Here is a 10,729-nt window from a genome sequence, read left to right as displayed (position 1 = left end):
TATTTATATAATATTTCTATGTGAAATATTAAAAAAAACCGCTTTTTGAATGCGTTTTATGTAATTTATCATGAAAACAAGTAAAATTTTTACATAACGCAAAACATATGGAAATGCAAGGGGAGGATTGGCAAAAAAATCCGGTTTAGCTCCCAAAGAACAGGACGCAAAAGCCGTCCCGACAAATTGCAAAAGGCAACGAAACAAACCGTAACCGTCGGCATCATGCGCTGCAGAGGAGAGGAGTTTTTTAATTTCTTGAGCTGAAAATAAGATGGGGCATTCGCCTCTTTTTTACGTAACAATGTTATGTTACAATAATGACGAGGAGGTGTCGGGGAATGGATCAAGACTTGATTTCAAAAAAAGACCTGTTGAAAGAAACAGGCATTTCATACGGACAATTATACCGTTGGAAACGAAAAAACTTGATTCCGGAAGAATGGTTTATCCGCAAATCCACCTACACCGGGCAGGAAACCTTTTTCCCTCGCGATAAAATACTGCAACGAGTGAATAAAATCATCAGCTTAAAAGACGATTTGTCTTTGGATGAGATTGCGCAAATGTTTTCTCCCCGGTTTACGGAAATCTCGCTAACGAAAGAGCAAATTCAAGAGAAAAAGATTGTTTCGGATGTTGTGCTTGAACTGCACCTGTCCATCCATGGTCAATCCAATGTGTTTACCTTGGAACAACTCTTTTATCTCTATGTTCTGGATCAGTTGCTTGAAACGGGTGAAATTACCTTGGATGAAGGAAAATCGCTGTATCTGTTTTTGAAAAACAATTCCCACCGGTTTGAAAAGAAAAATGCAGAGTTATTCGTCGTCCGCAAACTGGGGGTCACCACTTATATTTTGGTGAATGAAATTAAAGAAATTTGTTTTGATGATCGTGTGAAAGTGCTCCTGCGCATTTCGCTTGCAGAGGAATTGGAAAAGTTAAAAGGGAAAATTCAACATTTCGGATGGGGAGATGCAAATGAGTGATTTACTGATCAACGGGTACGGAAATTTTTCGGGCGGTACATTCGAAAAGGTCCGCATCAACGGATTGGGAAAAGTAAATGGCGACCTGGATTGCCGGTTGTTTATCACAAACGGGGACAGTGTCGTGGAAGGAAACGTGCAAACACAAACGGTGAAAGTCAGTGGTTCGTCGGCGATTGAAGGGAAACTAATGGCGGATGAAACAAAAGTGAATGGCCAATTGACGACAGAAGGGGATGTGCACACCCAAAACATCACGCTCAACGGGACCGCCCAAGTAAAAGGAAATTTCATCGCCGACCAGGCAGACATCCGCGGAACCTTAAAGGTTGACGAAGACTTGGAAGCAGAGTCCGTGGTGATCAAAGGGGTTTTTATCATCAAAGGGCTGTTAAATGCCGGAAACATTCAAGTGGAATTGCTCGGCAATGCCAAAGCAAAGGAAATTGGCGGAGAGAAGATCGTCGTCAAAAAGAACAGCTTTGCTTTAAACAAATGGCTGAAATCCTTTTTTGCCGACAAAACATTGCAAGCCGAAGTGATTGAAGGGGATGATATCGAATTGGAATACACCCACGCCGGCATTGTCAGGGGAAAAAATGTGAAGATCGGCCCCGGCTGCAAAGTGGACGTGGTGGAATACCAAAATTCGTTTGATCAACATGATCAAGCGGAGGTCAAAGAAAGCAAGCAAGTCTGAGGATACCGCCCCGGACTTGCTTGCAGGGGCGGCTTCATGCTTGCTTCCATTTAATATTGCAACCCAGACTGGGTTTTTGTGTGACCGTCACCGGCTCACCGTTAATGATTTGATCCAATGCGGCACGGATGGATTCGCCGGTCACCGGAATGTCATTCCCCGGGCGGGAATCATCCAATTGCCCCCGGTAAACACATTTCAGATCGCCGTCAAAAATATAGAAATCCGGCGTGCAAGCTGCTTGGTAAGCCTTGGCTGTTTCCTGGGTTTCGTCGAATAAATACGGAAACGGGTATTGGAGTTTTTCTGCCACTTCTTTCATTTTCTCCGGCGAATCATCCGGATATTGCTCCGCATCATTGGCGTTGATGGCGACAAAGGAAATTCCTTTCGGAATGTAATCATTGGCCAGTTGCACCAACTGATTCTGAACATGTTTTACATAAGGACAATGGTTACAGATAAACATGATGACCGTGGCAATGGAGGATTTTACATCTTGTAAGGCCACCGTTTTTCCGGACACCGCATCCGGCAATGCAAAATCCGGGGCTTCTTTTCCGAGCGGGAACATATTCGATTCCGTTTTCGCCATATCCGCATCCACCTCTTTATGTTTTTTCCGTATTATAACATTTCGCTCTCTCCTAGAGGAAGATGCAAAGAGGGAACGGATTTTCGTCAAAAAATTCTAAAATAAACAAGGATTTATGCTATAATAACGTTAAAGCGATGAAAGATTCGCAGAGAGGATGGGCTCTTTGCCACCGGTGAACAAAAGAATTCCGATTGAAGTTGTGCGGGTGATTGACGGAGACACTTTGAAAATCAAGAGGAATCAAAAACTGGAACGGGTCCGGCTTCTGTATATTGATGCCCCCGAGCTCAATTCCGCCAATTTGTTGGAACATTTCAAAGCGCTTGAGGCCAGAAAGTACATTGTCAGTCTCATCCATCGCGGCCGGAGTGTCACCATCGAGCAAGGCGCCTTTAAGCGGGACCATTACGGCCGGATTCTTGCCCATGTGTATGTGGATGACATGCATTTGCAACCGCTTTTGCTGAAAAGAGGATTGGCCCGTTGCGTGATTCCGAACCGGGCGCGAAAATTGAAATCAGAACGGAAATATCTGAAAGAGTTCCGGCGTTTGGAAATCATGGCACAAAAAGCCGGGCGCGGGATATGGGAATATGAGCAAAACAACGGCACGATCTTAAGCCGGGTGAAAAGCATTCAATCTTAAAGACAGGGATCCTGGGAAAGGGTGTCCCTGTTTTTCATTTTCGTACGAACCGCATCATGATATAGTCAAAGCATGGAGGGGGGATGCCAAGTTGCACAAAAAGAAAATCATTTCTTCATCAAAGTACCAGTGGCTCCGGATGGAACTTTCCCGTTTCGAAGAAGCCGGAATCATCGATGCTTCGCAAGTTCAACAGATTTTGTCTTCTTATGAGGTTAAACGGAAAGGGAATGCCGGTTTTATCCGCATCTTGTCCATTTTGGGATCCGTTTTGATCGGTGCGGGCATTCTCAGTTTTATCGCCGGGAATTGGGAGGTACTTCCCCGGACGGTAAAATTTCTGCTGATTTTGTCCGGACTTACGGGCGCTTATTTCACCGGCTGGAAACTGAAAGATTCCTATCCCAAAACTTCCAAAAGCTTTTATTATATCGGCGCGGCAATATACGGAGCAGGGATTTTTCTCGTGGGTCAGATGTTTCACAGCTCATCGCCTTATCAACAGGCCTTTTTGGTTTGGGCCCTCGGGACCGTACCGTTGGCACTCTACTTAAAAGACCGTTGGGTGATGATCCTGTCCATTGTGTTTATCGGCATTTATGCCTCGCCGGCTTGGGATGCATCCGTGCCGTATCCTTTCTGGGTTTGGGTTTTTATTCCGCTTTTTTACGGATGCAATGAGCGCTGGTTGAACCGAAACCGTCAAGTGTTTTTCTTTGCCAATGCGCTTTTGATCCTCACGATCTGGGCGACTTTCGTCCGGTGGGAATGGCACGGGGGAGTCAATGCATTCATTTTGTTATTGCTGGGAGCAGGCATGACGTTTCTCAACATCCGGCCTTATGCGGAGGTGTTGAAACAGCAAGGAGCCCTCATTCACGGGGTTGCTGCCATTGTACTTACTTATCCGGACTTTTGGGAAATGTGGGGGGGAGTGTTTCATGCCCCGCTTTTGGGATATGCAGTCGCAGTGGCTTATCTTGCCTTTTTGATTTTTTTGCTCAGAAAGAAACAGCTTTCGGCTGTGGTGATTTCCTGTGCACTCATTTTTCGGTTCTATCTGGACTTATCCATCGAATTTCTTCCCAAGTCACTCTATTTCTTGATCGGCGGCATTTTGCTCATTCTCAGCGGTTATTGGATTGAAAAAAGCCGGAAAAGGGGGGGAGGGAAATGAAAAACATCCCCAACCGGTGGTTTTGGATCGTTCTTCTCATTCCGGTCGTTTCCCTGGTTTCCATGACCGTGCAACCATTGCTTGCTTTCATGAGCGGCGAACAGGTTACGCTCAAAACCATCCCGGTGGATCCGAAAGATTTGTTTTACGGGGACTATGTCCGGTTAAAATTGGAGATTGAGGAAGTGGACCGTTCCCGCTTTGATCCGCAGCTCGCACAGAAGGCTGCCCACCATCTGCCTGACCCGGGCATCCCGGTTTACGTCTCCCTAAAACCCAAGGGGAATCACTACATCGTGGACCGGGTTTCTGAAAAGAAGCCGCCCGGTGGCTTGTATCTGAAAGGAACGCTTCAAAAACCGGTGTTTCCCTTTCGGGATGGAGAGAAATACCGGGTGGATTATCATTTGGACCGCTATTATGTCGAGGAAGGATCCGGAGAAAAGTGGGAAGCCTTGGCCCAAAATGGCGGAGTTCTGGTTGAAGTCAAAGTGAAAAACGGTTACGGGGTGATCGTCGGAATCAAAGAAAGCCCCGGCAAATCATGAAAAACACGAGCGATTTCCCGCTCGTGTTTTTGGTTTAATCGACGGATTTTTTCCTTCTCATCAATTCTTCCCGTTTAAATCCAAACCGTTCATAAAGACCGTGCGCATCCCGGGTTGCCAAAATCATGCTGGTATCCCGCACAGCCTCATGTGATAGGAGGAATTTCAGCATCCATTTGGCCAATCCTTGCCGGCGATGATCCGGATGAATGATGACGTCACAAATCCAGGAAAAAGTGGCATAATCCGTTACCACCCGCATGAAACCCACTTGCCCTTCTTCTCCGTAGACGCCGAAACACAATGAATTTTCCATGCTTTTCACAATGGTTTCTTTGGTCCGGTGTCCGGCCCAATAAGTGGTTTGCAACAAACGGCAGACGGCATCCACATCCAACAAATCCTTCTGGTCACTGATCCAATAGGGTAATGTTTCGTGTCTCCATTCCATCTGTATCCCTCCCGGAAATTCCCCTTCAGTATAATGGATGTAAATGAGTTAAAAAATGCTTAATTTTCTTATCTGTACCGGTACACAAGATGGAGGGAAGAAACCATGGCGGAAAGGAAATATGAAATGATTAAAAATGCGATAAAGAAAGAACTTCAGTCCGGAGCGCTGCAACCTGGCGAAAAATTGCCTTCCATCCGTTCGCTGTCCGCCAGGTTTTCCTGCAACAAAAACACGGTGATCCGCGCTTACCAAGAGCTTGAAAAAGAACATTTGATTTATTCCGTTCCCAAAAGCGGTTACTATTCCATCCGCCGCCCCGGTGTGCCCGACGAGGATGAAGCTGCGGAATTCATTGATTTTTCTTCAGCCAATCCGGATCCGGAAATCATGCCATACAAAGATTTTCAACATTGTCTGAACCGTGCCATTGAACTGTATCAGGATGAACTCTTCACCTATTCCGATCCACAGGGGTTTTTGTCTTTGCGCAAAGAATTGGTCAAACATCTGGCGGATTATCAGATTTTCACCCGTCCGGAACAGGTTTCGATTGTCTCCGGATCCCAGCAAGCCCTGAATTTGTTGGCCATGATGCCTTTCCCCAACGGAAAAAATGTGATACTGGTGGAACAGCCAACCTATCATGGGATGATTCGGATTATTGATGCACTCGGTTTAACAGCGATTGGCATCCGGCGGACCAAAAAAGGGATTGATCTTGATGAGTTGGAACGCCATTTCCGCAACAATCAGATTAAGTTTTTCTATACCATGCCGCGTTTTCACAACCCGCTTGGCACCAGTTATGACCAGGAAGTGAAAAAGCAGATCGCTAAACTGGCTGCAAAATATGATGTCTACATTGTGGAGGACGATTATTTGCTGGACTTGGAAACGGATCCCAAGAACGACCCCGTTTTCAGTTATGATTTGTCCGGTCATACCATTTATCTGAAAAGCTTTTCCAAAGTCATGTTGCCGGGGCTGAGGATGGGGGCGATCCTTCTTCCGCCCATTCTGACAGAAAGCTTCCGCCTGTTTAAATCCGCCTGTGACATCAGTTCGGCCACACTGTCCCAAGCCGCTTTGGAAATCTATTTAAAATGCGGCATGTATTCCCGTCACACCGCGTCGATGCGCAATCTTTACCAAAAACGGATGAAAATTCTCAAAGAAGTGTGTAATCTGCATCTTCCCCCGGAGATGAACGTAGCCGCGGAAACAGGCGGCATTTTCGGGCAATTGGATCTCCCAAAGCAACTGCCGGCCAAAGAATGGATTGCCTGCTTGAGGCAACACCACATCCTTGTCTCATCCATTGACCATTGTTTCCTGAAAACCTTCCCGAAAGTGAACGGATTCCGGTTAAGCATCATACAAACCGACAAAACTCAAATTGAAAAAGGCATTCGCGTGATGGGAGAACTGTACAAAAAACAGTTGAAATCCAAATCAAGCGCCTTCCCGCACAAAACGGTGATTCATTGGATATGACAGAAAAAACACGAAAAAATGATTGACATTGACGCATACGTCAAGGTGTACAGTGAAGATGCCAGGAGGTGAAATCATGGAATACACCGTGCAGAAATTGGCCCGGTTGGCCGGAGTCAGCACACGGACCCTTCGTTACTATGATGAGATCGGAATCTTGAAACCTGCACGGATCAATTCATCCGGGTACCGAATTTACGGCCCGAAAGAAGTGAACCGTCTGCAGCAAATTTTGTTTTACAAGGAGCTCGGGGTGAAACTGGATGTCATTAAAGAGATCATCACGTCCCCGGACTATGACGGGCTCAAAGCGCTACACGAACACCGTCGGCAACTGATGCAAAAACGGGAACATCTGGACCGTTTGATTGCCAATGTGGAAAAAACCATTGATGCGATGGAGGGGAGAGGAACCATGACGGATCAAGAGAAATTTGAAGCTTTCAAAAAACGGATGGTTGAAGAAAATGAAGAAAAGTACGGGGAAGAGATCCGAGAAAAATATGGAGACGAGGTGGTCAATCGCTCCAATGAAAAACTGCTTCGGATGACCAAAGAAGAGTACGAAAAAATGCAACGTTTGAATGATGAGATTTTTGAAACGCTGACCCGGGCTTATCAGCAGAGAGACCCGGCCGGGGATCTGGCCCAAAAAGCGGCGGATCTGCATAAACAATGGCTGATGTTTTCTTGGAGTGATTACAGCAAGGAAGCTCATGCCAACCTTGCGCAAATGTATGTGGTTGATGAACGTTTTAAAGCCTACTATGAGAAGGAACCGGGGATGACCGAGTTCTTGAGAGACGCCATTTTCATCTATACCGGCATGCACAAAGTATAAAGGATGCAAGCCCGTCATGACACATCCCGATGACCAACGGATTCCGGCTGGATCATCGGGATGTTTTTCAGTAATCGTTTATGAAGTGGCATAAACTTCTTTTCTCAGGTCTTTTCGAATCAAATCATCATAGGTTTCGCGTTCAATCACGACACGCGGTGTTCCGTTTTTGACAAAAACGACGGCCGGCCGGGGAAGGCGGTTATAGTTGCTTGCCATTGAATATCCGTAGGCGCCGGTGGAAAAGATGGCCAACAGGTCATTGCTGCTGACTTTCGGCAAACAAATATCCTGAATTAAAAGATCGCCTGATTCACAACACTTTCCGGCAATGGTGACCGTCTCTTCCAAAGCGGCATCCGCTTTGTTGGCCAAAACGGCATGATATTTGGCTTGGTAAAGAGCGGGGCGGATGTTGTCCGTCATGCCGCCGTCAATGGAAACATATTTGCAGATTCCAGGAATTTGCTTGATGGCGCCGATCCGGTAAATCGTGATGCCGGCGTTTCCCACAATGCTGCGCCCGGGTTCCACCCATATTTCCGGGATGTTCAATCCACGTTCATTCCATGCTTTTTTCACTTCTTCCGTGATGGCTTGTACATAATTTTCAATCGGAAGCGGCCTGTCTTCATCGGTATATTGAATCCCAAACCCGCCGCCGACATTTAAAACTTTTGCTTCATAGCCGGTTTCGGCGCGGATCTCATCCAGATGCTTCCGAATCATTTGAATCGATTGAATAAACCCTTCCGTTTCGAAAATTTGCGATCCGATGTGGACATGAACCCCCAGCAATTCATAACAGGGTTTGGCCAACGCCCGTTTTACCGCCATCAATGATTGCCCGTGTTTGACACTGAAGCCGAATTTGGAATTTTCCTGACCGGTGGTAATGTATTCATGCGTATGGACTTCAATGCCGGGGGTCAATCGGAGCAAAATTTTCACGTTTTTCCGGTACGCTTCGGCCAAGTCATGAAGCATCTCCAGTTCAAAAAAGTTATCGACGACAAAACAGCCGATGTTTGCCTCCAGAGCCATCCGGAGCTCTGCTTCCGATTTGTTGTTCCCGTGAAAATGAATGCGCTCTGCAGGAAAACCGGCCTGAAGAGCCGTATAAAGTTCACCGCCGGAGACGACATCCAGCGAAAGGTTTTCTTCATGAGCCAATTCCGCCATGGCCAGGCAACTGAACGCTTTACTGGCATAGGCCACTTGGTGGGGACAACCGCTTTTTTGAAAAGCCAGCAAAAAACGCCTTGCATTTTGGCGGATTTGCATTTCATCATACACAAACAGCGGCGTGCCGAATTGTTCTGCCAGTTCGACCGTGTCACATCCGCCGATTTCCAAATGGCCGGAATCGTTTATCCTCAAGTGATGCAAAAACATATAAAAAAACCTCCTAATCAACTGGTGTTAGGAGAGACAGGCAAGGGCAGAATCCCCATCCGTGAGACGGGTCGATATTTCACCACACCATAACCATTTCTCCTAAAGATAGCGCACCACACGATTCAAGAGAAGTGAACCGTGTGACAGTCCCGTTCCTGTTCGGAGACGGGCCCAGCCTGCTTGCCCAGAGAAACAAACAGACTTCGGCGGCTTTTCCTTTCCTTCACAGTCATCGGCATCTCTGTACCTCGCGGGAAGTAATCATAAAAGCCGCAACCTCTACCTCATCACTAGTTATGATGAGGTTTTTTTCAATATGATTTTTATTGGTGATTTTAATTACGTTCCAGTATAAAGGAAAGGACACATGAATTGCAAGGAATTGTTCAGATCTTTACAAATTAAAAATGAAAAAAGGATTTTTTAGGCATAATGATAAGATAAGAAACCAAAAAAAGGTGATCGGATGAAGCTCAAATCCAAATTGCAAACCCCGATGGCGGCAGCGTGGATCGGGTTGGTCAGCAATATTGCCCTGACCATTTTGAAACTGATGGTCGGCTTTCTGTTTCAAAGCCCTTCCCTGATTGCCGACGGCTTTCACAATTTGGCCGATATCGCGGCATCCGGCGCCACCTTGGGCTCCATGCGGATTTCCAAGATGCCGGCCGACCGGGAGCATCCTTACGGCCACGGGAAAGCGGAAGTAATCGCTTCCGGCATGGTCGCAATTGTGTTGCTTTTGATTTCCCTGTTTATGATTTATGAATCCGTTGCTGCCCTGTTTGAGCCGTTTGTCGAAGCGCATGTCCTTTCCTTGCTTGCCGCCGTGATTTCGCTGATTTGGAAACAAATTCTTTATGTCTATACCATCAAAATTGGAAAAAGGGTAAACAGCAAAGGATTAATCGCAACCGCATATGACCATTTGTCGGATGTCTACGCTTCCCTTGCCGCCGTGGTCGGGATTGGCCTGGCGTTATGGGGACAGCACCAGTCGGTTCCTTTTGCGGAATACGGCGATCCGTTGGCCAGTATCGTCGTTTCCCTTCTGATTTTGCGCGTTGCCATTCATATGGGAAAAGAAGCCGTCGATATTTTAATGGAACGCAACATCCCGGAAGAAGAGTTGAAGATTTACCGGGAATTAATCCTGAAGGTAGACGGCGTCAAGCGGATTGATCAATTGCGGGGCCGGGAACACGGCCATTACCGTTTGATCGATGTCCGTGTCGGGGTGCCTGCGGATTTGACGGTCAAAGAGGGGCACGATATTGCCTCGCGGGTCAAAGAAACGTTGATGAATGAATTCCAGGAAATCCAAGAAGTCTTTGTGCACGTCAATCCTTGGCAACCGCCGGAACCGTAAATTTTTCAAAGAGAACACTAGAAAGGAGAATAAAGATTCGATATACATAATAATGGGAGTGACACGGGAGGAGGGATCCGGACGATTCACTACGATTTCCATCTGACAAGGAGCGATTATTGGCTGGACAGTCCAAAAAAACCGATCGGAATTGGTGAATGGCAACAGGTTGTGGAAAAAGACTCGGAAATGAAACTGGTCAATGCCGTCGAATTAAAAACCGTCACCGGCGAAGTGATCAAGCTTGAAGACGAAGGACTTTCTTTATGGACCAACCCCGAAAACGGGGATATGACTTATTTTACATATCGCGACGGGCGGATCTCGGTGAAAAGCCCATCCGACGGCAAATTGCAGTACCAAGTCTTGCGCAAAATGAAGCAACTGGCGGAAGAATTGGAAGCCAATGTTCAAGGGGATGATGGTGAATTTTATTAATCATGCGGTGTTGCTCCCCGGAACATAAAATTCATCAAAAAAAGAAGCACTTACAAATCGAAGTGCTTCTTTTT

12 protein-coding genes and 1 riboswitch are annotated in these 10,729 nt (G+C 46.5%); of the genes, 9 read left to right on the top strand and 3 right to left on the bottom strand.

What is annotated here, in order from left to right:
- The first annotated feature begins 341 nt into the window (after window positions 1–341).
- Complete coding sequence (locus tag H1R82_RS10740) at window positions 342–992, top strand: YhbD family protein (protein WP_181732151.1); 651 nt, start codon at window positions 342–344, stop codon at window positions 990–992.
- Window positions 985–1,692 carry a polymer-forming cytoskeletal protein gene (locus tag H1R82_RS10735; protein ID WP_181732150.1) on the top strand — a complete coding sequence of 236 codons (708 nt, stop codon included), beginning with the start codon at window positions 985–987 and terminating at the stop codon, window positions 1,690–1,692. The genes H1R82_RS10740 and H1R82_RS10735 overlap by 8 nt, the downstream gene beginning before the upstream one ends.
- 34 nt (window positions 1,693–1,726) lie before the next feature.
- Here the strand turns inward: H1R82_RS10735 and H1R82_RS10730 are convergent, their stop codons facing one another.
- Complete coding sequence (locus H1R82_RS10730; protein WP_181732149.1) at window positions 1,727–2,287, bottom strand: thioredoxin family protein; 561 nt, start codon at window positions 2,285–2,287, stop codon at window positions 1,727–1,729.
- A 175-nt stretch (window positions 2,288–2,462) separates the two neighbouring features.
- Here H1R82_RS10730 and H1R82_RS10725 point away from each other — a divergent pair, with 175 nt between their 5' ends.
- The 3 genes from H1R82_RS10725 (at window position 2,463) to H1R82_RS10715 (ending at window position 4,661) form a co-directional block, all read left to right on the top strand.
- The gene (locus H1R82_RS10725; RefSeq protein ID WP_236533612.1) at window positions 2,463–2,936 is read left to right on the top strand and encodes a thermonuclease family protein; all 474 of its coding nucleotides are present in this window, start codon (window positions 2,463–2,465) and stop codon (window positions 2,934–2,936) included.
- 91 nt (window positions 2,937–3,027) lie between these two features.
- The gene (locus tag H1R82_RS10720) at window positions 3,028–4,113 is read left to right on the top strand and encodes a DUF2157 domain-containing protein (protein ID WP_181732148.1); all 1,086 of its coding nucleotides are present in this window, start codon (window positions 3,028–3,030) and stop codon (window positions 4,111–4,113) included.
- Window positions 4,110–4,661: a GDYXXLXY domain-containing protein gene (locus H1R82_RS10715; protein WP_138614979.1), complete on the top strand. Its 552-nt coding sequence runs from the start codon at window positions 4,110–4,112 to the stop codon at window positions 4,659–4,661. The genes H1R82_RS10720 and H1R82_RS10715 overlap by 4 nt, the downstream gene beginning before the upstream one ends.
- Window positions 4,662–4,695: 34 nt before the next feature.
- Here the strand turns inward: H1R82_RS10715 and H1R82_RS10710 are convergent, their stop codons facing one another.
- Window positions 4,696–5,112, bottom strand: a complete 417-nt coding sequence (locus H1R82_RS10710; RefSeq protein WP_181732147.1) for a GNAT family N-acetyltransferase — start codon at window positions 5,110–5,112, stop codon at window positions 4,696–4,698.
- Between the two features lie 105 nt (window positions 5,113–5,217).
- Here H1R82_RS10710 and H1R82_RS10705 point away from each other — a divergent pair, with 105 nt between their 5' ends.
- Together H1R82_RS10705 and H1R82_RS10700 are read left to right on the top strand one after the other, a co-directional pair.
- Window positions 5,218–6,609: an aminotransferase-like domain-containing protein gene (locus H1R82_RS10705; RefSeq protein WP_181732146.1), complete on the top strand. Its 1,392-nt coding sequence runs from the start codon at window positions 5,218–5,220 to the stop codon at window positions 6,607–6,609.
- A gap of 76 nt (window positions 6,610–6,685) precedes the next feature.
- Window positions 6,686–7,450, top strand: coding sequence for a MerR family transcriptional regulator (locus H1R82_RS10700; protein WP_181732145.1), 765 nt, complete (start codon window positions 6,686–6,688; stop codon window positions 7,448–7,450).
- 78 nt (window positions 7,451–7,528) lie between these two features.
- Here H1R82_RS10700 and lysA read toward each other — a convergent pair whose 3' ends face one another.
- Window positions 7,529–8,845 carry a diaminopimelate decarboxylase gene (gene lysA, locus H1R82_RS10695; protein ID WP_138614982.1) on the bottom strand — a complete coding sequence of 439 codons (1,317 nt, stop codon included), beginning with the start codon at window positions 8,843–8,845 and terminating at the stop codon, window positions 7,529–7,531.
- A 101-nt stretch (window positions 8,846–8,946) separates the two neighbouring features.
- A riboswitch (Lysine riboswitch) is annotated at window positions 8,947–9,138 on the bottom strand.
- A gap of 176 nt (window positions 9,139–9,314) precedes the next feature.
- Here lysA and H1R82_RS10690 point away from each other — a divergent pair.
- Together H1R82_RS10690 and H1R82_RS10685 are read left to right on the top strand one after the other, a co-directional pair.
- On the top strand, window positions 9,315–10,217 hold the full coding sequence (locus H1R82_RS10690; RefSeq protein WP_181732144.1) for a cation diffusion facilitator family transporter: 903 nt from the start codon (window positions 9,315–9,317) through the stop codon (window positions 10,215–10,217).
- A gap of 189 nt (window positions 10,218–10,406) precedes the next feature.
- Window positions 10,407–10,655 carry a hypothetical protein gene (locus H1R82_RS10685; RefSeq protein ID WP_181732143.1) on the top strand — a complete coding sequence of 83 codons (249 nt, stop codon included), beginning with the start codon at window positions 10,407–10,409 and terminating at the stop codon, window positions 10,653–10,655.
- The last annotated feature ends 74 nt before the right edge of the window (window positions 10,656–10,729 follow it).

The organism is Thermoactinomyces intermedius, from assembly GCF_013912365.1.
Classification (GTDB): Bacteria; Bacillota; Bacilli; order Thermoactinomycetales; family Thermoactinomycetaceae; genus Thermoactinomyces; species Thermoactinomyces intermedius.
Note: the sequence above shows the minus strand (reverse complement) of the source record. Positions and strands in the feature narration are given on the sequence as shown.